Genomic DNA, 22,802 nt, shown 5'->3' with positions numbered 1-22,802 from the left:
GGCGCGATGACGCATAGGGCGATCGAGGTGTTTGGCGCCTTTCTGAAGCTTGGCCTGGCCGCGTTCGGGGGGCCGGTCGCCCATCTGGGATATTTCCGGGACGAATTCGTGACCCGCCGCCGCTGGCTCAGCGAGGAGGATTATGCCGATCTGGTGGCCCTGTGTCAGTTCCTGCCGGGGCCGGCTTCCAGCCAAGTGGGCTTTGCCCTTGGTCTGATGCGGGCGGGATGGGCGGGGGCCTTTGCCGCCTTTGTGGCGTTCACGGCCCCTTCGGCGCTGCTGCTGGTGGGGCTCGCGCTTTGGGCGCAGGGGCTGGCAGGCGCGGGGGCGGCGGGGGTGATCCACGGGCTGAAGCTGGTCGCGGTGGCGATCGTGGCGCAGGCGGTGTTCGGCATGGCCCGCGCGCTGTGCCCCGATGGGCCGCGCGCGGGCATCGCCGCCGGGGCGATACTGGTGCTGGCGGCGGTGCCGGGGCCGCTGGGGATGATGGCCGCCATCGGGATCGGGGCGCTGGCGGGCCTTGCGCTCTGCCCCTCGCCGGGCGCGGGGGCGGCCCCCGTGCCCATCCGCATCGCGCGCCGGACGGGCATCGCGGCGCTGGCGGTGTTCGCGGCGCTGTTCCTGCTGCTGCCGCTTTTGGCGCGGATGGGGGCCGAGGGGGCGATCCTTGCCGGGTTCTACCGGGCGGGGGCGCTGGTGTTCGGCGGCGGCCATGTCGTCCTGCCGCTGCTGGAGGCGGAGACCGTCGCCCCCGGCTGGATCGGCGCGGATACGTTCCTGGCCGGATACGGGCTGGCGCAGGCGGTGCCGGGGCCGCTTTTCACCTTTGCCGGCTGGCTCGGCGCGGCGGGGGGCGGCCCGGTCGGGGCGGTCCTTGCGCTGGCCGGGATCTTTGCGCCGGGCTTTCTGCTGCTGGTGGGGGCGCTGCCCTTCTTGCAGGCGCTGGCGGGCCGCCCTTGGGCGCGCGCCGCGATGCGGGGGGCGAATGCGGCGGTGGTCGGGATCCTTGGCCTTGCGCTCTATGATCCGGTGGCGACGGCGGCGATCGGCGGGCGGGCGGATCTTGGCCTTGCGGTGCTGGGCTTCGTCGCCCTCGTGATGTGGCGCGTGCCGCCTTGGGCCGTCGTCGTGGCGGGCGCGGCGGCGGGCGCCTGTCTGGCCGCCTAGGCCGGAAAGAGATCGATGCGGAAGCCGTCATGCAGATGGCCGATGCCGGGCCGGCCAAGCGCGGCGCGGAAGATGCGCATCGCGGCGGCGGCATCCAGCGGCTCGTCGGTGCGGCCCGCCCAGTTGACGCAGACGATCCGCGCGCCTTTCGGGCGCAGCCATGCCGCCAGTGCCGCGATCTCCTCCGGTGTCAGGAAATACAGGACCTCGGACAGCAGCACGAGGTCGGGAGAGGTGGCGGGCAGATCGCGCGGCACCTCGCCCTGCCGCACGGTGACATGGGGCAGATGCGCGGTGGCCGCCGCCGCCGCCTGCGCCGCCGCCGGGATGCAGTCGATCCCGGTCAGCCGATGGCAGCGCGGCGCAAGGCGCGCCAGCAGCGTGCCGTTGCCGCAGCCGATCTCCAGCGCCTCTTGGAACGGGCCGGGGCCGATCCGGCGCAGCGTTTCGCGGTATTTCGCGGCCTCGTAGGGGCTGGTGCGGTGCTGCCACGGATCGTCCGTCCGGGCATAGAGGGCATCGAGATGGCGCAGCGTGCGTTCAAGGGGCAAGGAACACCTCCTCCTCGGACAGGAACAGGGCCTGAAGGGCGGGGTCCATGACGAAGCCTTCGGGATCGTCGTCGATCAGCCCGGTCATCTGGCTGGCATGGCAGGCCAGCGCCGCCGCCTTGGCAGGGGCGCGGTCGGTCAGCCGCCAGCCGCTGCGGGGAAAGGGCAGGTCCGGCCGCAGCCGTCCCCAGACGGGATAGGCCAGATGCGCGATGTCGGGCCGCGCCGCGGCCACCGCCGCCGCCAGCGCGGCGCAGCTTTGATGATCGACATGCGGATCGCCCGCCCATGTACTAAGCAGCAGCGCCCCCTTCGGAACGAGCGCCGAGAGCGCCCCGACCGCCGCCCCGCCCGACGGGGCGCCGCAATCGGGATGGCCCATCATGTGCAGATCGATCGGGCCCAGCACTTTCAGCGCGGCGATCAGTTCCGCCCGGCGCAGATCGGCCAGATGCGGCGCGGCCCAGCGGCGCGAGCGGGGATGCGAGGCCGCGCCGTCCGTCACGCAGACCACATGGCAGAGCGTCCCCGCTGCCGCCGTCACCGCCAGAAGATCGCCGCAGCCCAGCGTCTCGTCATCGGGATGCGGGGCCAGCACCACGAGCGGGCGATCCTGCACCAGATCGCGCGCCGTGACGGGCGCAAAGGCCGAACTGTTCTGAAAGCGCATCACATCCCCCATGCCGCGCGCCGCTGCGAATCGCACAAAATCCGTTCCATCACGCTGTGCGACAGGCCGTCGGGATTGGCCTGCCGCAGATAGAACCGCAGATCGCGCCGCATCCGATCCGCCGGATGCGACCGCGCGAACGAGGCCGCGCCGAGGGCCTGATCCATCGCGGTCAGCAGCGCCTCCGCCTCGTCGGCGACGATCAGGCGGGCGAGGATGGCGGTGTCGGCGGTCTCGGGCGGGGCGGCGGGATGCTCCACCGCGCGGGCGGCGCGCTCCACCCACAGGCGGGCGGTTTCGCAGGCGGTCAGCATCCGGCGCAGCCGCTGCGCCTGCAGGGGGGCCTGATCCTGCCCGCGCGTGCGCAGATGATCGGCCGTTATGCGCAGCAGCGTGCCCATCGCGCCCGCCTGCACGGCGGCATAGCGCCAGACGCCGCCCTGAAAATGCGGCTCGGTCAGATAGTCGCCGGGCTGGCCCAGCGGCTCGGCCATGTGCAGCGCGATCCCGTCCAGATCGCAGCGCCCCGACGCCGTGGCCTGCATCCCCGACACCTGCCATTCTTCGGGGAAGAGCCGCCCCTGAAGGACATCGCGGCGCAGCAGCAAAAGCTGCGGCCTATCCCCCATGCGGACCGAGATCACCGGACGGTCCACCGTGTCGGCCCCGCTGGCGAACAGCTTGGCCCCGCGCAGGGTGTCCCCCTCGATCCGGGCGGGGTCGGCGCCGTCCGCCCCCCAGACCCCGAACAGAAGGCCCTGATCCAGATCCCGCGCCACCGACGCGCCATCGCCATAGATGCGCACCAGCTTCACCGCGTTCACATGCCCTTCGAGGAGCCGCCCGGCGGAGAGGTTCTCCGCCCCCACGGCCCAGAGGATCGTCAGCAGCTCCGCCGGGTCTTCGGGCCAGTGGGCAAGCTGTCCGGCGCGCGCCAGAAGGCCGCTGCCGCGCAGCGCGCCGACGAGGGCCGGACCGGACGGCCCGTCCGCCCCATCGGCCGGCAGTTCCCGGATCCGCGCCAGCGCGTCCCGCAATTCAGCCTGCATTGGCGAGATCCGTGAAGCTTCGGCGCACGGTTCCGGCCACGAACGCCTCCAGCTCCGGCAGGGCGGCCTTCAGATCGGACACGCGCAGACGGCGGCCCAGCGGGACGGAGCGATCGGGGAAGGGCTGCCGGTCGCTCGCCGCAGCCCCCTCCCACAGCGCCACGAGATCGGGAACGGCCAGCATCGCCTGATCGGCCAAGGGGTCCTGTTCGCGCTGGCGGGCCAGAAGGCAGGCGGCCATGCCGTCCTGCGCCCGCCCATCGATCCGCGCCGACACCCAGACCTGCATCGCATCCGAATAGCCGATGGTCAGGCCATGCGCCTCGGCGCGGAAGGCCAGCGCCCGATCCTCGCTGGAGGCGACGGCGGGCAGACCGCCCAGCGCGTCGTAGGTGCGCGCGCGCAGGGCCATGGTCGCCCCCGCCTCCATGTAATGGGGGCGGCGCAGGGCATGGGGCTGGCGGCCCTGCATGCGGTCGATGCCGAACCGCGCCTCGTGCAGTAGATCGGCATAGCGCGCCTCGATGCGCACGAGGCGCAGCGCCGCGGGGCCGAGGATGCGTTCCGCGGGCCGCATGCGGATCAGCCCGCAAACGAGATCGGCCGCGCCAAGGCCGTTCAGCGCCGCCGCGATCCAGTCCGGCGTCACCACGGTATCGGCATCGGTGGTCAGAAGCGCGGCGTCCGGGTCTTCGGTCACCGCAAGGTCCATGCAGAGGCGGCGGGCATTGCCGGCATTGGCCAGTTCGGGCGGAAATTCCACCTCGTGCAGCAGGATGCGCAGGCCAAGCTGCCTTTCCGCGGCGCGGATGCGCGGCACGGTGCCGTCGGCGGTGTTGTTCACGAGGATCAGCACCGTCACCGGCAGGCCCGCCCGACGCGCGGCTCGGTCGAGGCTGCGCAGATGCCGCTGGATCCGGGCCTCTTCGTTGCGGACGGGAACCGCGACGATCACGCGGCGCGGTGCGGGCAGGGGGTCGCAGTCCTGAAGCATGGGCATCCCGGGATCGGTGGAAGAAACCGATGTTCAAGCCGCGGATGGCCCCTTCGGTTCCCTCATTCCGGTCCGGGGCTGCGTCATTCGCGCCACGCGTCCTTCACCCAAGCGGTCGGCTTCATGTAATGGCGCAGATAGCGCCAGCGCGAGCCGTCCTTGTGCCGCGCGCGCAGGCCGCGCAGATGCTGCATGAGCGTCCAGCCTTCGCGCCCGGCCCAGCCGCCCTTGATCGCATGTTCGGGATGCACGCCGCCGGGGAAGATCACGATCTTGGTGCCCTTGGGCAGGCGCGGCGTCAGGAACAGGTTCAGCGGGAAGGGGTGCAGGCACTGATAGCGGAAATGCTGCACCCAGCGGCGGGGATAGAGCTGCACCCCGCCCGGCGCGTTGCGCGTGACGAACCGCTGTTCGTAGCGGTAGGTATCGGCGATGCCCTGCGGATCGGCGAGGAAGGCCTTCTGCAGCGGCTCCAGCTTGCCCACCGGAAAGCGGAAGACCGAGGTCTGGCCCACGCGCTCGAACGGTTTGGCGGGGTTGCGCGCAAGGATCACGTCATCCGGCCCGCCCAAGGTGAAGAACTCGTCCAGATTGCCCGTGATGACGAGGTCGAGATCGAGGAACAGCACCGGCCCCTCCAACTGCCCGAGGGCCCGGCTCCAAAGGCGTGCCTTCGGCCATTTGCCCTTGGTGTTGGTCGGCATCACGAAATCGAGCGGCGGCAGCGGCTGGCAGTCCACCTCGGGGCGCACGCCCTCGGCGCTGTCGGTGAACAGCGTGAAGCGGAAGGGCGGCGTGATGTTGCGCGCCACCATCGCATAGAGCCGGTTGATGAAACGCGGCCCGTATTTCGTGCCCCAGTTGATGCAGATGACGTTCTTAATCATGTCCGGGCTCCGCTGCTGCTGGCGGCAGGGTTAGCACGGCGCGCCTTCGGGTGAAAGGCGCGGGGGCGGGCTACTCCTTCGGGGGCGGATCGTGCTATGGCCGGGGCCGAAGCGGCAGTGCGGAGGATACGGGATGACATCATCGAACGGCATGTGGTCCATGATCGGCCGCCTCTGCGCCCCGCCGCCGCCCGGCGTGCGCGTGGCCGATGCGCTGCGGGAGGGCGGCACCATCGAGGCCGATGTCGCCATCGTCACCAACTGCGCCTTCGTCGGCGGCAACGCGGCCAGCACCGTGACCGAGTTCCTCGCCCTGCGCGAGGCGGGCCTGAAGGTGGTGATCGTCCATTGCCCGGTGAAGCGGTCGGCATGGAAACGCCATTGGATCGCGGACCGCTTCCTGCCGCATCAGGCCGACATCGTGCCCGCCCATGCGGTCGGATCGCTGCGCTGCCGGACGCTGATCGCGCGCGGCCCGCGCATGGCGATGACGCGGGGCTTTGCGCGCCTTCTGCGCCGGATCACCGCCGAAGAGGCGCTGTTCGTCGTGAACAACTCCGCTTGGAACGAGGATGGCAAGCCGCTGTTCGACTGGGCCGGCCTGCACCGCCGCGTGGCCGCGAGCGGCATTCCCCGCGCGCGCATCTGCCCCATCAGCCCGGTGATCCGCGCCGAGGCGCAGCGCGCCATGGCCGGGACGGGCCTGCCGGACGGGCTTTCGGCGCAGGACTGGCCGCCCGCCTTCCGGATCGAGCCGTTCCGCTTCGAGCCGCGCGCGCATCTGACCGCGCCCATCGTCATCGGCCGCCATGCGCGCGATCACGCCAGCAAATGGCTGGAGGATCCCGCCGATCTGCGCGCCGCCTATCCCGAGGCGGAGGGGCTGACCGTGTCCATCATGGGCGGCGCGGCCACGGCCGAACGGCGCCTCGGCGGTCTGCCGGGCAATTGGGTGGTGCATCCCTTCGGCGCCTCGGGGGTGGAGGAGTATCTCGCGGGGCTGGATGTCTTCGTCTATTTCCCCGCCCGCACCCGCGACGAGGCGTTCGGCCGCACCATCGTGGAGGCCGTCCTGTCGGGCCTGCCGGTGATCCTGCCGCCGTTCTTCGCCCCGACCTTCGGCGATCTCGCGCTCTATTGCGAACCGGCGGATGTGGCGGATGTGGTGGCGCGGCTGGCGGCGGACGATGCGGGGCGGATGCACTACATCCATGCCTGCCGGCAGGAGGCGATCGCCCGTTTCGGCACCGGCACGCTGCTGCCGCGCCTTGCGGCGCTGGATACGCCCAGCGATGTGGTGCCGCGGCTGGATGCGGCTGCGCAGGCCTTCCGCGCGGCGGTCATGCCGGCGGGCTGACGTCCTTCGGCGGATCGCGCATCCACGCCTCCAGCCCCTCGAGGACAAGGCGCTGCTGCGCCGGGTCCATCGCATCGAGGCTCTGGATGCAGATCGTCTCGAGTGCGCCGCGCCGCAGCGCGTCCAGCGTATCGGCCACGCGGCGCATCCGGCGCGCGCCCGTCACCGGCTTGATATAACCGCCATGGACGGGCGGGCGCACCTCTGCCCCGGCGATCAATTCCAGATGATGCGCGAGCCCGATCGGAGAGATCTGCGCCGGGCTGCGGAAACGGTGCCCGGCCTGCGCCCGAAGCGCCTCCTCCCGCCCCTCGTAGAAGGCGGCTAGGGTGGAGCGGCGCATCGGGTGGGGCCGGTGTTCGGCCAGAAGATAGCTGCCGCTGCGCCCGGCAAGGCGGGCGGCGCGCTGCTGCGCCTCCTTGAAGCCGGCGCGCGGGGGGGCGCGCCGCAACAGCGCCTTCAGCCGCGCCCATGCGGGGCGGGGGAAGGGCCGCAGCGTTCCCGTCAGGACCGGCCGGCCCCCGTCGAAGAACGCCTTGGCCGTGCAGGGGCGCCCGATGAAGATGTCGTCGTTGAAATAGAGGAAATGCTCGGCCAGTTCCGGGATGCGGTGCAGCATCGTCTCGATGGAGCGGGAACTGAACACCGGCAGAAGGTCCGCATGGGGGCCGAAGATGTCGCGGTGATCGGCGATGATCACCCGCGCCCGCCAGTCGGGATGCCGGGCGAACAGATCCTCCAGCACGTCCGGGCGCTGATCGTCGGTCACGACGAAGACCCGGTCGATGAAGGGGCAGAAGGTCAGGATGGACCAGACGCAGTATCCGATCTCCCCCCGGCTGGCGAAGCGGGTGGCGCTGCGCGAGGCGGCGGGCACGGCGCGCCCGTCATGCTGATGGCGCTTTTCGGCATGGCGCGGATCGTCGCCGTCCACCCATGTCACCACCGCGTCGATCTTCATGCGCCTCTCCCTCAATCGGCGCGAAACTTGACATCGCCCCCGGCGCTTATCAAGTGGGGGGACCCCGCCGAAGGAGCGCCCATGCCAGCCGCCGTCCATTCCCCCGTTGCTGCCCGCCCTGCCGCGGGGGCGGCACGATGACGGCGGTGCTGCGGCAGATCGACCTTGCGCAGCGGTGGCTGCGGTTCACGATCGCGGCTTCGCGGCTGAACCCGTGGCGGATGCCGGAACTGGACCCGGAGGCGTTCCGCGGCAAGCGCGTCATCATCCTCGGCCCGGCCCATACGGTGGCCGAGGATCTGGGCGATCTGCGCGTGGACGATTACGACGTCATCGTGCGGCTGAACAACGGCATCGCCTTGGCCAAGGCCGATCCGGCGCGGCTCGGCGCGCGGACGGATGTGTTGTTTCACAACCTGAACGAGGACGGCCCCCGCAGCGCCGGAGCCGTGCCGCCCGATCTGCTGCGCGCCCATGGCGTGCACCTCTGCGTCTTTCCGCATTGGAGCTTCAAGGGCAGCAAGGGTCGGGTGCATCGCAAACGGGCCGAGTTGAAGGACAGCGGCATCGCGCTGAAGGTGCCCTCGACCGCGTTCTGCAACGGTGTGCGGCGCGATCTGGGCGGACTGCAACCGACGGTAGGGACCAGCGCGATGCTGTTCTTCCTCGGCTGCGATCTGGCGGAACTGTCGATCCACGGCTTCACGTTCTTCGCCACCCCCTATGCCCCCGGCTACAACGACGCCGTCGGCAGCGGGGCAGAGGCGCAGGCTTGGGCCTCCGCATCGCAGGTGCATGATCCGCTGCGCGAAAAGGCCCTGATCCGCCGCCGCACGGACGAGGCGGCGGCGCGGGGCCTGGCGCTGACGCTCGGGCGGCATGTGCGCCATCATCTGAACACCTGAGGCGGGCCAACCCCGTGCCCAACCCCGGAAAAGACAAAGCCCCGCGAGCCGTTAGGCTGCGGGGCTTTCGCCAAGACTTTGGTGCCCAGAAGAGGACTCGAACCTCCACGCCTTGCGGCACACGGACCTGAACCGTGCGCGTCTACCAATTCCGCCATCTGGGCCGATGTCGTGAGCGGTGATCTACCGATGGTGCAGGGGGGTGTCAACGGCCTTTTTCAATAATTTGTCGTTTTTTCGGATGACTTGCCCGATGGCCTTCACCGGCGTATCTGAACGGACAGGCGACAGGCGTCGGAGGGCACAGGTATGAGCAAGCTGGTCACGATTTTTGGCGGTTCCGGGTTCGTCGGGCGCTATGTCGCGCGACGTCTGGCGAAGGAGGGTTGGCGCATCCGCATCGCCGTCCGGCGCCCGAACGAGGCGCTGTTCCTCAAGCCCTATGGCTCGGTCGGGCAGGTGGAGCCGGTGTTCTGCAACATCCGCGACGACGAGTCCGTCCGCCGCGTCATGGCTGAGGCGGATGCGGTGGTGAACTGCGTCGGCATCCTGTCGCCGCGCGGGGCGAACACCCATCAGGCCGTGCAGGCCGAAGGGGCGGGCCGCGTCGCCCGCATCGCCGCCGAGATGGGGGTTGCGCGCCTCGTGCACATCTCGGCCATCGGGGCGGATGCCAATGCCGGCAGCCTCTATGCCCGCACCAAGGCCGAAGGGGAGGCCGCGGTCGAGGCCGCATTCCCCGGCGCCGTGATCCTGCGCCCCTCGATCATCTTCGGGCCGGAGGACGATTTCTTCAACCGCTTCGCCGCCATGGCGCGAAACTGGCCGATCCTGCCGGTGGTGCATGGCGCGACCCGCTTCCAGCCCGTCTATGTCGATGACGTGGCGCGGGCGGTGGTGGCGGGCCTGCGCGGCGCGGCGCCCGGCATCTACGAACTGGGCGGCCCGGATGCCGGACGTTTCCATGCGCTGATGGAGCAGATGCTGACCATCATCATGCGCAAGCGCCGGATCTGGGATGTGCCGGTGGGGCTGATGCAGGTCACGGCCGGCCTTCTCGACGGGGTGGAGCGTTTGACGGGCGGTCTGATCCCGAACGCCGCCGTCAGCCGCGATCAGCTGAAGATGCTGGCCCATGACAACGTCGTCATGCCTGGCGCGCGCGGCTTTGCCGAATTGGGAATCACCCCGCTCGCCTTCGAGGCGGTGCTGCCCGAATACCTGTGGCGTTTCCGCCCCGCGGGCCAATACGCCGCGATCAAGGGTTCGGCCAAGAACCTGCGCAAGGTCTGATCGGGAATGCAGGACGCGCTTGAGGCCCTGTTCCTCGGGGTGGTGGAAGGGCTGACGGAGTTCATTCCCGTCTCTTCCACCGGCCATCTGCTTCTGTTGCAGCATTTCATCGGATTCGAAGGCGCGGCGGGCAGCTTTGCCGTGATGATCCAACTGGGCGCGGTTCTGGCGGTTCTGTCGATCTACGCCGCCCGCCTGTGGGAGGTGCTGCGCGCCGCCCCGCACGATCCCGCCGCCCGCCGCTTCGTCTTGTCGGTGCTGCTGGCCTTCGTTCCGGCGGTGGTCATCGGGGTGATGGCGCATGACGTCATCAAGACCGTCCTCTTCGAGACGCCGCGCCTGATCGCGCTGATGCTGATCCTCGGCGGGGTGGTGCTGCTGTTCGTGGACCGCATGGCCATCGCGCCGCGCCACGACGATGCGATGCGCCTGCCGATCTGGACGGCCTTCCGCATCGGGGTGATCCAGTGCCTTGCGATGATTCCCGGCGTGTCCCGCTCGGGGGCGACGATCGTGGGGGCGCTGGCGCTGGGATGCAGCAAGCGCGCGGCGGCGGAGTTCTCGTTCTTTCTGTCGATGCCGACGATGCTCGGGGCCTTCACCTACGACCTCTATGCCAGCCGGGACGCGCTGGATGCCGGGCAGTTCGGATTGATCGCGATCGGCTTCGTCGCGGCGTTCGTGTCGGGGCTGTGCGTGGTGCGCTGGCTGCTCGGATATGTTGCGCTGCATGGCTATGCGGTGTTCGGTTGGTGGCGTATCATCGTGGGGACGGCGGCGATGATCGGACTGCAGATTTGGGGGTAGGTCATATATACTGACCCATTAGGGGGCGATTTTCGCCCCGGAGCCGCCGAAAGCCGTCAATAAAATGCAATAAGGTCAGCATTGCTGACTTTTATGCATTTGGGCCCCTGTGTATGAAGGCGCGACCGCCTCTTCGCAAGGATCGACCCAGCCATGGCCACGCAACGCATGTTGAAGTTCGTCTCGACCTCGCGCGAGATGCCCGAGAAACGGATGCCGGACCTGCGCGCCCGGGACTTCGATGAAATCTATCGCGAATTCGCCGATGCCAAGGCGGCCGAACAGTCCGGCCGCTGCAGCCAGTGCGGCGTGCCCTACTGCCAATCGCACTGCCCGCTGCACAACAACATCCCCGACTGGCTGCGCATGACCGCCGAGGGGCGTCTGGAAGAGGCCTATGCCATCAGCCAGGCCACCAACACCTTCCCCGAGATCTGCGGCCGCATCTGCCCGCAGGACCGTCTGTGCGAAGGCAACTGCGTGATCGAACAATCCGGCCATGGCACGGTGACGATCGGCGCGATCGAGAAATACATCACCGACACCGCATGGGAGCGGGGCTGGGTCAAGCCCGGCACCCCCATCGCCGAGCGGACCGAATCCGTCGGCATCATCGGCGCGGGCCCCGGCGGATTGGCGGCGGCCGACATGCTGCGCCGTCAGGGCGTGCAGGTGACGGTCTATGACCGCTATGACCGCGCGGGCGGGCTGCTGACCTATGGCATCCCCGGCTTCAAACTGGAAAAGCATGTGGTGATGCGCCGCGTCGCCCAGCTGGAGGAAGCGGGCGTGCAGTTCGTGCTGAATTGCAATGTCGGTACCGATATCAGCTTCGATGCGATTCGCGGCCAGCATGATGCGGTGCTGATCGCGACGGGCGTCTACAAGGCGCGCGATCTGACCGGCGACGGCATCGGCGCGGGCGGCATCGTTCCGGCGCTGGCCTATCTGACCGCCTCCAACAAGAAGAGCTTCGGCGACGAGGTGGAGGCCCATGACAACGGCCATCTCGATGCGGCGGGCAAGCGCGTCGTGGTGATCGGCGGCGGCGACACGGCGATGGACTGCGTGCGCACCGCGATCCGTCAGGGCGCCACCAGCGTGAAATGCCTCTATCGCCGCGACCGGGCGAACATGCCCGGCTCCAAGCGCGAGACGCAGAACGCCGAGGAAGAGGGCGTCGAATTCGTCTGGCTGACCGCGCCCAAGGGCTTCACCGGCGATGAGCATGTCGAGGGCGTGATCGTGCAGAAGATGCGCCTCGGGCCGCCCGACGCCTCCGGCCGCCAATCCCCCGAGGTCATGGAGGGCGCCGATTATGTCGAGCCGGCCGACCTCGTGATCACCGCCCTCGGGTTCGAGCCCGAGGATCTGCCGACCCATTGGTCCGCGCCTGATCTCTCCACCACGCGCTGGGGCACGGTGAAGGCCGATTTCCGCACCCATGCCACGACCATTCCCGGCGTCTATGCGGTGGGCGACATCGTGCGCGGGGCTTCGCTCGTGGTCTGGGCGATCCGCGACGGGCGCGAGGCGGCTACGGCCATCCTCGATTATCTGTCCGCGCCGGCGCAGGTGGCGGCGGAATGATCCGGGCCCTGATCCTTGCGCTGCTGCCGGCTGCGGTTCCTGCCGCAGTGCCGGCGGCCAGCTTCACGCCGCCCGCCGGCTGCACAACCACGATGACGGTGCAGTCGAAGGAATGCCGCGTGTCCAATCACTACGTCTGCACGGGCGATGCGCCGAACACCGCATGGCGCGTCGATGCGGGGCAGACGGGGCCGTATTTCATGACCCAGACCGACACCGAAGGCGAATGGCTGCAAAGCCGCGACGCCGAGGGGATGCAGGTGCTGGGCAAACGGAACGATCCGGCCTCGATCACGACGCTCTATGAAACGGGGCGCGACAGCTATGATTTCTGGCTGGAGCATGACGACCGCGCGCCGACCCATGTCACGGGGTATGACACCCTGACGGGCAAGGATCATGTGATCGACGGGCAGACCCTGCAGGAGACGGAGTTCGAGTTCACCGAGACCGATGGCGACGGCACCGTGCTGCGCCGCGCGCGCGGCCATGAATTCGTGAGCCGCGAGTTGGGCAGCTTCTTTGCCGGGCCGTCGGAATATGGCGATGCGGATGGCGAATGGCTCCCGAGCGACAGCCGCCCGATGAGCTTTGCCTTCCCTGGCGAGAAGGGCTTCGAGGCCAGCCAGCCGATCTTCGACTGCGACACGGTCCTGTCCTGAGGAGGGCCGAGGCATGAGCCATCACGAGAATTGCCCCTGCTGCACCCCATGGGCCGTCTGGGACGCCCGGGATGCGGCACTGACCAAGACACCGCCCGCCCCGCCGCCCGCCCCCGCGCCGGCGCGCAAGGAGGACGAGTCATGACTCCCCGATACGGCCGCGAGGCCGCGACCATCATCTTTGCCGGGAACGGGCGCAGCCGCGCCGCTTCCCTTGCCACGCTCTCTGCAGGAGGCCAGCCATGACCACTTACGATGAAAACTGGGTTCGTGCCGAAGAAGCCAAACGCCAGTGGATGCACGAGAACGGCCTGTTCCGCTTCGACGACGAAAAGTCGTCCTGCGGCGTCGGCCTCGTGGTCGCGCTGAACGGTCAGCCCGCGCGCCGCGTGGTGCAGGCCGGGATCGACGCGCTGAAGGCGATCTGGCACCGCGGTGCGGTGGATGCCGACGGCAAGACCGGCGACGGCGCGGGCATCCATGTGCAGATCCCGGTTCCCTTCTTCTACGATCAGGTGCGCCGCACCGGGCATGAGCCGGACACCTCCAAGCGCATCGCGGTGGGGCAGGTCTTCCTGCCGCGCACCGATTTCGCCGCGCAGGAACGCTGCCGGACCATCGTGGAGACGGAAGTCCTGCGCATGGGCCACTACATCTATGGCTGGCGCCATGTGCCGGTGGACATCTCCGTGCTGGGCGACAAGGCCAACGCCACCCGCCCCGAGATCGAGCAGATCCTGATCCGCTGCGACAAGGACGTGGACGAGGAGCAGTTCGAGCGCGACCTCTACATCATCCGCCGCCGGATCGAGAAGGCCGCGCTGGAGGCGAACATCACCAGCCTCTACATCTGTTCGCTGTCCTGCCGGTCGCTGATCTACAAGGGCATGATGCTGGCCGAACAGGTGGCCGTGTTCTATCCTGATCTGATGGACGAACGCTTCGAAAGCGCCTTCGCCATCTATCACCAGCGGTATTCGACCAACACCTTCCCGCAATGGTCGCTGGCCCAGCCTTTCCGCATGCTGGCCCATAACGGCGAGATCAACACGCTGAAGGGCAACGTCAACTGGATGAAGAGCCATGAGATCCGTATGGCTTCTTCGACCTTCGGCGACGCGGCGGGCGACATCAAGCCGATCATCCCGGCCGGTACCTCCGATTCCGGGGCGCTGGATGCCGTGTTCGAGGTGCTGGTGCGCGGTGGGCGCAACGCCCCCATGACCAAGACGATGCTGGTCCCCGAAGCGTGGTCCAAGCAGACCGGCGAGATGCCGAAGCCGTGGCAGGACATGTACGCCTATTGCAACGCCGTGATGGAGCCGTGGGACGGCCCGGCGGCGCTGGCGATGACGGATGGTCGCTGGGTCTGCGGCGGTCTGGACCGGAACGGCCTGCGCCCGATGCGCTATGTCGTGACGGGCGACGGGCTGCTGATCGCCGGTTCCGAAGTGGGCATGGTGACGGTGGACGAGGGTACGGTCCGCGAAAAGGGCGCGCTCGGGCCGGGGCAGATGATCGCCGTCGATATGGCCGAGGGGCGTCTTTATCACGACACCGAACTGAAGGACAAACTCGCCGCCGATCGCCCGTTCGGCGACTGGATCGAGAAGGTCGTGGACCTGTCGGTGCTGCTGCATGACGTGCCGGAAGCGGCCCGCTTTGCCGGGGCCGATCTGCGCCGGCGTCAGCTGGCGGCGGGCTATTCGCTGGAAGAGCTGGAACAGGTTCTTGCGCCGATGGCCGAGGACGGCAAGGAGATGATCGCCTCCATGGGGGATGACACCCCGGCGGCGGTGCTGTCGTCTGTCTATCGTCCGCTGTCGCACTTCTTCCGTCAGGCCTTCAGCCAAGTCACCAACCCGCCGATCGACTCGCTGCGCGAGGCGCGGGTGATGAGCCTGAAGACCCGCTTCGGGAACCTCAAGAACGTGCTCGACGAAAACTCGGGCCAGACCGAGATCCTCGTGCTGGAGACGCCCTTCGTCGCCAATGCCGAGTTCGAGGTGATGCTGCGCCAGTTCGGCGGGCAGGTGGCGGTGATCGACTGCACCTTCGCCCCCGGCGCCGATATGGGCGAGGCGCTGGCCCGCATCCGGGCCGAGGCCGAGGATGCCGTCCGTTCGGGCGCCGGCCATCTGGTGCTGACCGACGAGAACCAGTCCGAAACGGCGGTGCCGCTGCCGATGATCCTTGCCACCAGCGCGGTGCATTCGTGGCTGACGCGCAAGGGGCTGCGGACCTTCTGCTCGGTCAATGTGCGCTCGGCCGAATGCATCGACCCGCATTATTTCGCGGTGCTGATCGGCTGCGGCGCGACCACGGTCAACGCCTATCTGGCGCAGGATTCCATCGCGGACCGCATTGAACGCGGCCTGATCGACGGCGATCTGACCAGCGCGATGCGCCGCTATCGCGACGCGATCGACGCGGGCCTTTTGAAGATCATGGCCAAGATGGGCATCTCGGTCATCTCCTCCTATCGCGGGGGGCTGAACTTCGAGGCCGTGGGTCTGAGCCGCGCCATGGTCGCCGAATATTTCCCCGGCATGCACAGCCGCATTTCGGGGATCGGTCTGCACGGCCTTCAGAAGAAGGTGGAGGAAGTGCATGCGCGCGGCTGGCGTTCGGGTCAGGACGTGCTGCCGATCGGCGGCTTCTACAAGGCGCGCCGCGCCGGGGAGAAGCACGCATGGGAAGCGCAGACGATGCACATGATGCAGGCCGCCTGCGACCGGGCGAGCTATGACATCTGGAAGCAGTATTCGGCCGCGCTGCGGGCCAATCCGCCGATCCATCTGCGCGATCTTCTGGACATCAAGCCCTTGGGCAAGCCCGTCCCGATCGAGGAGGTGGAGAGCATCACCTCCATCCGCAAACGGTTCGTGACGCCGGGCATGTCGCTGGGCGCGCTCGGGCCGGAGGCGCACAAGACGCTGAACATCGCCATGAACCGGATCGGCGCCAAGTCCGACTCGGGCGAGGGCGGCGAGGATCCGGCGCATTTCCTGCCCGACGAGAACGGCGACAACCCGAGCGCCAAGATCAAGCAGGTCGCCTCGGGGCGGTTCGGCGTCACGGCCGAATACCTGAACGCCTGCGAAGAGCTGGAGATCAAGGTCGCCCAAGGGGCCAAGCCCGGCGAGGGCGGTCAGCTTCCCGGCATGAAGGTGACCGAACTGATCGCGCGTCTGCGCCATTCGACCAAGGGCGTGACGCTGATCTCGCCGCCGCCGCACCACGACATCTATTCGATCGAGGATCTGGCGCAGCTGATCTACGATCTGAAGCAGATCAACCCGCGCGCCAAGGTGACGGTGAAGCTCGTCTCCTCCTCGGGCGTCGGGACGATCGCGGCGGGGGTGGCCAAGGCCAAGGCCGACATCATCCTGATCTCGGGCCATAACGGCGGCACCGGGGCCTCTCCGGGCACGTCCATCAAGCATGCGGGCCTGCCGTGGGAGATGGGCCTGACCGAGGCGCATCAGGTTCTGGCGATGAACAACCTGCGCGAGCGGGTGACGCTGCGCACCGATGGCGGTCTGCGGACCGGCCGCGACGTGGTTATGGCCGCGATGATGGGGGCCGAGGAATACGGCATCGGCACCGCCGCCCTGATCGCGATGGGCTGCATCATGGTGCGTCAGTGCCAGTCCAACACCTGCCCGGTCGGGGTCTGCACGCAGGACGAAGCCCTGCGCCGCAAGTTCACCGGCACGGCCGACAAGGTGGTGAACCTCATCACCTTCTACGCCCAAGAGGTGCGCGAGATCCTCGCCTCCATCGGGGCGCGGTCGCTCGACGAGGTGATCGGTCGGGCGGATCTGCTGAGCCAGGTCAGCCGCGGTTCGGCGCATCTGGACGATCTGGACCTGAACCCGCTGCTGATCACCGTCGATGGGGCCAGCCGGATCACCTATGACCGGTCCAAGCCGCGCAACCATGTGATGGACACGCTGGACGCGGAGATCGTGAAGGACGGTGCCCGCTTCTTCGAGGAGGGGGAGAAGATGCAGCTCTCCTATGCCGTGCGCAACACGCTGCGCACCATCGGCACCCGCGCCTCCAGCCACATCGTCAAGAAGTTCGGGATGCGCAACGCGCTGCAGCCCGACCATCTGTCGCTGAAGCTGTCGGGCAATGCGGGGCAGTCGCTGGGGGCCTTTGCGGTGCGCGGGCTGCGCATCGAGGTGCAGGGCGATGCCAACGACTATGTCGGTAAGGGCCTGTCGGGCGGCACCATCGTGGTGCGCCCGCCCATGGGCACCCCGCTGATCGCGGCCGAGAATACGATCATCGGCAACACCGTCCTATATGGCGCGACCGACGGCTATCTCTTTGCCGCGGGCCGGGCGGGGGAACGCTTCGCGGTCCGCAACTCGGGCGCGACGGTGGTGATTGAAGGCTGCGGCACCAACGGCTGCGAATACATGACGGGCGGCGTCGCGGTGATCCTCGGGTCCATCGGGGCGAACTTCGGGGCCGGGATGACCGGCGGGATGGCCTATCTCTACGATCCCGAAGGCGCGGCCGAGGATATGATGAACCTCGAGACGCTGGTCACCTGCGCCGTCAGCCATCCCCATTGGGAGGCGCAGCTGAAGGCCTTGGTGGAGCGTCATGCCCGCGAGACGGAGAGCGCGCTGGCCAACCGCATCCTGCGCCATTGGGACAGCGAGCGGGCCAACTTCCTTCAGGCCTGCCCGAAGGAGATGCTGGTGCACCTGCCGGCGCCCCTGTCCGAGGAAAGTCAGGCGATGCCTGCCGAATAAGGGAAAGGCCCGCGAAAGCGGGCCTTTTTCATTGACCGGCCGCGGGCTGTCATGGCTAAAGGGCGCATGGCCGCCCGCAAATCCGCATCCCGCAAATCCGCCCCGAAGCGCCGCAGCCTGCCGCGCCCGGACCTGCGCCGCTGGCTGCGCCGTGTCGCCATCGGGGTGGTCGCCCTGATGCTGGCGGCGGTGCTGATCTTCCGCTGGGTGCCGGTGCCGATGACGCCCTACATGCTGACCGAACGCCTGCGCCTTGGATCGTTGCAGCATGAATGGACGCCGTGGGATCAGATCGCCCCGGTAATGGGCCGGTCCGCCGTCGCGGCGGAGGATGCCAATTTCTGCCGCCACTGGGGCTTCGACATGGCCGCGATCCGCGACGCCGTCGCCGAAGGCTCGAATCGCGGCGCCTCCACCATCAGCCAGCAGACGGCCAAGAACGTGTTCCTGTGGCATGGCCGCAGTTGGCCGCGCAAGGCGTTGGAGGCGCTGATGACCCCGGTGATCGAAACACTCTGGTCCAAGCGCCGCATCCTCGAGGTCTATCTGAACGTGGCCGAATTCGACGAGGGCGTGTTCGGGGTGGAAGCGGCGGCGCGGCATTATTTCGGGGTGGATGCGGCCGATCTGACGGCGACGCAGGCCGCGCGGCTGGCGGCGGTGCTGCCCAACCCCAAGGGCCGGGACGCTGCGCATCCGACCAACTTCGTGCTGGGGCGGGCGCAGGCGGCGGCCTCGGGGGCGGCAACGATCCGCGCGGATGGCCGCGCCCGCTGTTTCGAGGGCTAGGCGGGTTGCATATGCGGCCCCGTCGCGGCATTTCAGGGGGACCCCAGACTTGGATGCCACGATGAATCGCCTCTATCACTTCCCCCTCTCTCCGTTCTGCCGCAAGGTGCGCCTGACCTTGGCCGAAAAGAAGATCGAGGTGGAACTGGTGGAGGAGCGGTTCTGGGAGCAGAACCCCGAATTCCTGCGCCGCAACCCTGCGGGCAAGGTGCCGGTGCTGCGGGTGGATGGCCGCTTTCTGTCCGAAAGCCAAGCGATCTGCGAATGGCTGGAGGATACGGTCCCGACGCCGCCCCTGATGCCGCGCGATGCCGATGGCCGTTACGAGGTGCGCCGCATCTGCGCTTGGTTCGACGACAAGTTCCACGAAGAAGTCACCGCCAAGCTGGTCTATGAGCGTCTGAAGGTGGGCGGGCGTACGCCGGATGCGCGCAACATCAAATCCGGCTCTCAGCGGATCAAGTATCACCTCGATTACATGGCATGGCTGCTGGATCAGCGCCGCTGGCTGGCGGGGGATGCGATGACGCTGGCCGATTTCGCGGCGGCGGCGCATATCTCGGCGCTGGATTACGTGTCGGACGTGGATTGGAACCGCCACGCGGTCATCAAGGACTGGTATGCGAAGATCAAATCGCGCCCGGCCTTCCGCAGCATCCTGTCGGATCAAATCCCGGGGCAGGCCCCAGCCCGGCACTATTCGGACCTCGATTTCTGACGCGGGGTTCAACGGCGGGCTGCGCGCCCTATATGGCGGGCATGCGAAAGGAGGACCGCGCATGACCGATGACAGCCGACTGAAGCATTACACCGAGATCGACAGAAAGCAGGCGCCGGAAGGGTCCCACCCCGCCACCGCCGCCCTGCATCGCCGCCCCGTGGAGCGGGACGACGAAAACCGACGCGCCCGCGAATACGCCCGCATCGAACGCGGCCACGAAACCTGATGGGGGAAGGGGGGCACAGAGCCCCCCTTTTCTTTAGGCCCGGACGAGGGCTTCGTAATCGGCCGTGACCTTGCGGGTCAGATCACCCACCTCGAAGGTGTGATCGCCGATCTGGCTTACCGGGGTGCATTCGGCGGCGGTGCCGGTCAGCCAGCACTGTTCGAACCCATCCAGTTCCTCGGGCAGGATATGGCGTTCGTGCACGGTCACGCCCTGTTCGCGCAGCATGGCGATGACGGTTTGGCGCGTGATCCCGTTCAGGAAGCAATCGGCCTTCGGGGTGTGCACTTCGCCGTTCTTCACGAAGAACAGGTTGGCGCCCGTCGCTTCGGCGACATAGCCGCGGTAATCCAGCATCATCGCATCCGAGAAGCCCTTCGCCTCGGCGTCGTGCTTGGACATGGTGCAGATCATGTAGAGACCGGCGGCCTTCGCTTGGCTCGGGATCGTTTCGGGCGACGGGCGCTTCCATTTGGAGATGCCGAGCTTGGCCCCCTCCATCTTGGCGCTGCCGTAATAGGCGCCCCATTCCCAGCCCGCGACCACCAGCTGCACCTTGTTGCGTGCGGCGGACACGCCCATATCCTCGCCCGCGCCGCGGAAGGCGACCGCGCGGACATAGGCATCGGTCCAGCCATTGGCCTTCAGCATGGCGTATTTGGCCTCTTCGATCTGATCGACCGTGTAGGGGATCTGCATGTCCAGAAGCTCGCCCGATTTCAGCAGGCGTTCCGAATGCTCCCGGCTTTTGAAGATCTTGCCGTTGTAGCAGCGTTCGCCCTCGAAGACCGAGGAGGCGTAGTGGAGCGCGTGCGTCAGGACATGGACCTTCGCATCCCGCCATTCCACCAGCGTGCCATCCATCCAGATCTTGCCGTCGCGATCGTCATAGGCCCCAGCCATGTCGCTCTCCTTAGCGATATTTCTTTCGTATTGGTTGTTCGGACATAAAATTGCGCCAAACGTGGCATTTCGCTAATCCTTGGCACTTGGAATGTCAACAACCCTGCCGTAAAACGTGAACAGGATCGAGGAGGCGGCATGGCCAATCCACCCATCGGCGGCGAACAGCTGCTGTTTCTGACGGATGAACAGCTTCGCAAGGGTATCGAGGCGATGTTCTTCGCCTATCGCGGCTTCACGGCCGATCCCGACCGCATTCTGGAGGAATACGGCTATGGCCGGGCGCATCACCGTGCGATCCACTTCATCCACCGCGCGCCGGGAATCACGGTCACGCGCCTGCTGACGGTGCTGGGCGTCACGAAGCAGAGCCTGAACCGCATCCTGCGCGTCCTTCTGGAGGATGGGCTGGTGGAGGCGCGGGTGGGCCGCACCGACCGGCGCGAGCGGCTCTTGCACCTGACCCAGACCGGAGAGGCGCTGGAGCGCGAGCTTTCGGATGCTCAGCGCGCCCGGATGCGGGCGGCCTATCGCGCGGCGGGCCCGCAGGCGGTGCAGGGCTTCCGGCAGGTGCTGGAAGCGATGATGGACCCCGAGCTGCGCAAGCAGTATCACGGCCTGAAGGAGAAGGGCTGATGAACGACGCACCGCATCTTCTGGTCGTGGATGATGACGAACGGATCCGGGGGCTTCTGAAGAAGTTCCTCATCCGCAATGGTTTCCTCGTTTCGGCGGCGCGCGATGCGGCGCAGGCCCGCCGGCTTCTGGCGGGCTTGGATTTCGACATGATCGTGCTGGATGTGATGATGCCGGGCGAGGATGGAATGTCGCTGACGCGCGATCTGCGCACCTTCATGACGACCCCGATCCTGCTGCTGACCGCGCGCGGCGAAACCCAGAGCCGGATCGAGGGGCTGGAGGCGGGGGCCGACGACTACCTGCCCAAACCCTTCGAGCCGAAGGAGCTGTTGCTGCGCATCAACGCCATCCTGCGCCGTGTGCCGCATGTGAAGCCGCAGGCCGGGCCGAAGGTCCTGCATCTGGGCGATGTGCGCTATGACATGGAGCGGGGGGAATTGTGGCGCGGCAGCGATCTCGTGCGGCTGACGACCACGGAATCGGCGCTGATGCGCGTCTTTGCCGCCAGCCCCCACGAACCCGTCAGCCGCGAGCGTCTGATCGGCGACATGGCCGAGGATCAGAGCGACACGCAGGAACGGGCCGTCGATGTGCAGATCACCCGCCTGCGCCGCAAGATCGAGAACGATCCCCGCCAGCCCCGCTATCTGCAGACCGTGCGCGGGGCGGGCTACATGCTGGCGCCGGACTAGGCTGGCATTGCCCTGCGGGCGGCGCTATGGTCCGGGCGAACGCACGCCTGAGCGCACAAGGAGGCCGCCATGCAGATTTCCGAAATGAGCTTCGAAGACGCCATGGCCGAACTGGAACGCGTGGTCGCCGCGCTGGAAAAGGGCGATGTGCCGCTGGAACAGTCGATCGCCCTTTATGAACGCGGCGCCGCGCTGAAGGCCCATTGCGCCGACAAGCTGAAGGCCGCCGAAGAGAAGGTGGAGATGATCCGCGCGCAGGAAGGCCGCGCTGTCGGCACCGCGCCGGCGGAGGGGCTGTGAGCTTTCCCGCGCGTCTGGCCGAAGCGGCCAATGCGACCGAGGCGCATCTGATCGCGGCCCTTGCCCGGCGCGACGACGTGCCCGTGGTGGAGGCGATGCGCTATGCGCTGCGCGGCGGCAAACGGCTGCGGGCGTTCCTCGTTCTGGAATCGGCGCGGCTGCACGGGGTGGGGGATCGGGCGATGCCCGCCGCCGCCGCCGTCGAGGCGCTGCACGCCTACAGCCTCGTGCATGACGATCTGCCCTGCATGGACGACGACGATCTGCGCCGCGGCCAGCCGACGGTGCATGTGCGCTGGGACGAGGCGACGGCCGTGCTGGCGGGGGATGCGTTGCAGACCCTCGCGTTCGAGTTGCTGACCGATCCCGTTCTGGGCCCGGCCGAGGCGCGGATCGCGCTGGTGGCCGCCCTTGCCCGCGCCTCGGGGGCCGAGGGCATGGTGCTGGGGCAGGCGCTGGACATCGCGGCGGAAACGGCGCCCGTGCCGCTCGATCTTCAGGCGATCACCCGGTTGCAGGCGGGCAAGACCGGCGCGCTGATCGGGTTCGCCGCCGAGGCGGGCGCCCGGATCGCCGAGGCCGATCCGGCGCCGCTGGCCGCCTATGCCCGCGCGCTGGGCCTTGCCTTCCAAGTTGCCGACGACATCTTGGACGTGGAAGGCGATGCGGCCAAGGCTGGCAAGCGGCTCAACAAGGATGCCGAGGCGGGCAAGGCCACCTTCGTCAGCCTTCTGGGCCTTGCCGGTGCCAAGACGCGCGCCGCCGAACTGGCGGAGGAGGCCTGTGCCGCCCTCGCTCCCTATGGTGACGATGCCGCCATCCTGTGCGAAGCCGCGCGCTTCGTCATCTCGCGGGAAAGCTGAAGAC

Annotated in this window: 22 protein-coding genes and 1 tRNA gene; 15 read left to right on the top strand and 8 right to left on the bottom strand. The window is 68.1% G+C overall.

Annotated features, from left to right (window positions below; all coding sequences use genetic code 11):
* Nucleotides 1–6: 6 nt before the first annotated feature.
* Entirely contained in the window at nt 7–1,167 is a 1,161-nt protein-coding gene (gene chrA, locus GR316_RS07585; protein WP_211783358.1) for a chromate efflux transporter, read from the top strand.
* Here chrA and GR316_RS07580 read toward each other — a convergent pair.
* From GR316_RS07580 to GR316_RS07560, 5 genes are all read right to left on the bottom strand, one after another.
* Nucleotides 1,164–1,718 (bottom strand): SAM-dependent methyltransferase, encoded by a 555-nt coding sequence (locus GR316_RS07580; RefSeq protein WP_211783357.1) that lies wholly within the window; start codon nt 1,716–1,718, stop codon nt 1,164–1,166. The genes chrA and GR316_RS07580 overlap by 4 nt on opposite strands.
* On the bottom strand, nt 1,708–2,388 hold the full coding sequence (locus GR316_RS07575; protein WP_211783356.1) for a PIG-L deacetylase family protein: 681 nt from the start codon (nt 2,386–2,388) through the stop codon (nt 1,708–1,710). Before GR316_RS07575 ends, GR316_RS07580 begins: the two co-directional genes overlap by 11 nt.
* Nucleotides 2,388–3,437 carry an acyl-CoA dehydrogenase family protein gene (locus tag GR316_RS07570; protein WP_211783355.1) on the bottom strand — a complete coding sequence of 350 codons (1,050 nt, stop codon included), beginning with the start codon at nt 3,435–3,437 and terminating at the stop codon, nt 2,388–2,390. Before GR316_RS07570 ends, GR316_RS07575 begins: the two co-directional genes overlap by 1 nt.
* On the bottom strand, nt 3,427–4,431 hold the full coding sequence (locus GR316_RS07565; RefSeq protein WP_211783354.1) for a glycosyltransferase family 2 protein: 1,005 nt from the start codon (nt 4,429–4,431) through the stop codon (nt 3,427–3,429). The genes GR316_RS07570 and GR316_RS07565 overlap by 11 nt, the downstream gene beginning before the upstream one ends.
* A gap of 83 nt (nt 4,432–4,514) precedes the next feature.
* Nucleotides 4,515–5,318 carry a glycosyl transferase gene (locus tag GR316_RS07560; protein WP_211783353.1) on the bottom strand — a complete coding sequence of 268 codons (804 nt, stop codon included), beginning with the start codon at nt 5,316–5,318 and terminating at the stop codon, nt 4,515–4,517.
* A gap of 133 nt (nt 5,319–5,451) precedes the next feature.
* On the opposite strand from GR316_RS07560, the gene GR316_RS07555 reads away from it, so the two are divergent.
* Nucleotides 5,452–6,675, top strand: coding sequence for a glycosyltransferase (locus GR316_RS07555; RefSeq protein ID WP_211783352.1), 1,224 nt, complete (start codon nt 5,452–5,454; stop codon nt 6,673–6,675).
* On the opposite strand, the gene GR316_RS07550 is transcribed toward GR316_RS07555, so the two are convergent.
* Nucleotides 6,659–7,636 carry a Stealth CR1 domain-containing protein gene (locus GR316_RS07550; RefSeq protein WP_211783351.1) on the bottom strand — a complete coding sequence of 326 codons (978 nt, stop codon included), beginning with the start codon at nt 7,634–7,636 and terminating at the stop codon, nt 6,659–6,661. The two genes, GR316_RS07555 and GR316_RS07550, sit on opposite strands and share 17 nt — an antisense overlap.
* 137 nt (nt 7,637–7,773) lie before the next feature.
* On the opposite strand from GR316_RS07550, the gene GR316_RS07545 reads away from it, so the two are divergent.
* The gene (locus GR316_RS07545; RefSeq protein WP_211783350.1) at nt 7,774–8,541 is read left to right on the top strand and encodes a hypothetical protein; all 768 of its coding nucleotides are present in this window, start codon (nt 7,774–7,776) and stop codon (nt 8,539–8,541) included.
* Between the two features lie 79 nt (nt 8,542–8,620).
* On the opposite strand, the gene GR316_RS07540 is transcribed toward GR316_RS07545, so the two are convergent.
* A tRNA-Leu gene (locus GR316_RS07540) sits at nt 8,621–8,705 on the bottom strand.
* 145 nt (nt 8,706–8,850) lie between these two features.
* On the opposite strand from GR316_RS07540, the gene GR316_RS07535 reads away from it, so the two are divergent.
* The 8 genes from GR316_RS07535 to GR316_RS07500 all read left to right on the top strand — a co-directional run bounded on the left by GR316_RS07535 (nt 8,851) and on the right by GR316_RS07500 (nt 19,401).
* Entirely contained in the window at nt 8,851–9,834 is a 984-nt protein-coding gene (locus GR316_RS07535; protein ID WP_211783349.1) for a complex I NDUFA9 subunit family protein, read from the top strand.
* A gap of 6 nt (nt 9,835–9,840) precedes the next feature.
* Nucleotides 9,841–10,641 (top strand): undecaprenyl-diphosphate phosphatase, encoded by an 801-nt coding sequence (locus tag GR316_RS07530; protein WP_211783348.1) that lies wholly within the window; start codon nt 9,841–9,843, stop codon nt 10,639–10,641.
* 153 nt (nt 10,642–10,794) lie between these two features.
* On the top strand, nt 10,795–12,231 hold the full coding sequence (locus tag GR316_RS07525; RefSeq protein WP_211783347.1) for an NAD(P)-dependent oxidoreductase: 1,437 nt from the start codon (nt 10,795–10,797) through the stop codon (nt 12,229–12,231).
* Nucleotides 12,228–12,893, top strand: coding sequence for a hypothetical protein (locus GR316_RS07520; RefSeq protein WP_211783346.1), 666 nt, complete (start codon nt 12,228–12,230; stop codon nt 12,891–12,893). The genes GR316_RS07525 and GR316_RS07520 overlap by 4 nt, the downstream gene beginning before the upstream one ends.
* Before the next feature lie 242 nt (nt 12,894–13,135).
* A complete protein-coding gene (gene gltB, locus GR316_RS07515; protein ID WP_211783345.1) occupies nt 13,136–17,665 on the top strand; it encodes a glutamate synthase large subunit in 4,530 nt (1,509 codons plus the stop codon).
* Between the two features lie 66 nt (nt 17,666–17,731).
* The gene (gene mtgA, locus GR316_RS07510) at nt 17,732–18,454 is read left to right on the top strand and encodes a monofunctional biosynthetic peptidoglycan transglycosylase (protein WP_211785145.1); all 723 of its coding nucleotides are present in this window, start codon (nt 17,732–17,734) and stop codon (nt 18,452–18,454) included.
* A gap of 61 nt (nt 18,455–18,515) precedes the next feature.
* Nucleotides 18,516–19,172, top strand: coding sequence for an FtsZ-binding protein FzlA (gene fzlA / locus GR316_RS07505; RefSeq protein WP_211785144.1), 657 nt, complete (start codon nt 18,516–18,518; stop codon nt 19,170–19,172).
* 61 nt (nt 19,173–19,233) lie between these two features.
* Nucleotides 19,234–19,401: a hypothetical protein gene (locus GR316_RS07500; RefSeq protein WP_211783344.1), complete on the top strand. Its 168-nt coding sequence runs from the start codon at nt 19,234–19,236 to the stop codon at nt 19,399–19,401.
* A 33-nt stretch (nt 19,402–19,434) separates the two neighbouring features.
* Here the strand turns inward: GR316_RS07500 and GR316_RS07495 are convergent, their stop codons facing one another.
* Nucleotides 19,435–20,304 carry a branched-chain amino acid aminotransferase gene (locus GR316_RS07495; RefSeq protein ID WP_211783343.1) on the bottom strand — a complete coding sequence of 290 codons (870 nt, stop codon included), beginning with the start codon at nt 20,302–20,304 and terminating at the stop codon, nt 19,435–19,437.
* Between the two features lie 138 nt (nt 20,305–20,442).
* Here GR316_RS07495 and GR316_RS07490 point away from each other — a divergent pair, with 138 nt between their 5' ends.
* The 4 genes from GR316_RS07490 to GR316_RS07475 all read left to right on the top strand — a co-directional run bounded on the left by GR316_RS07490 (nt 20,443) and on the right by GR316_RS07475 (nt 22,798).
* Entirely contained in the window at nt 20,443–20,940 is a 498-nt protein-coding gene (locus tag GR316_RS07490; protein ID WP_211783342.1) for a MarR family winged helix-turn-helix transcriptional regulator, read from the top strand.
* Nucleotides 20,940–21,635 carry a response regulator gene (locus tag GR316_RS07485; protein WP_211783341.1) on the top strand — a complete coding sequence of 232 codons (696 nt, stop codon included), beginning with the start codon at nt 20,940–20,942 and terminating at the stop codon, nt 21,633–21,635. The genes GR316_RS07490 and GR316_RS07485 overlap by 1 nt, the downstream gene beginning before the upstream one ends.
* Nucleotides 21,636–21,704: 69 nt before the next feature.
* Nucleotides 21,705–21,935, top strand: coding sequence for an exodeoxyribonuclease VII small subunit (locus GR316_RS07480; RefSeq protein WP_211783340.1), 231 nt, complete (start codon nt 21,705–21,707; stop codon nt 21,933–21,935).
* A complete protein-coding gene (locus GR316_RS07475) occupies nt 21,932–22,798 on the top strand; it encodes a polyprenyl synthetase family protein (RefSeq protein ID WP_249218727.1) in 867 nt (288 codons plus the stop codon). The genes GR316_RS07480 and GR316_RS07475 overlap by 4 nt, the downstream gene beginning before the upstream one ends.
* Nucleotides 22,799–22,802 lie beyond the last annotated feature (4 nt).

Origin of the sequence: Falsirhodobacter algicola, from assembly GCF_018279165.1 — a bacterium.
Lineage (GTDB): Bacteria > Pseudomonadota > Alphaproteobacteria > Rhodobacterales > Rhodobacteraceae > Falsirhodobacter > Falsirhodobacter algicola.
Note: the sequence above shows the minus strand (reverse complement) of the source record. Positions and strands in the feature narration are given on the sequence as shown.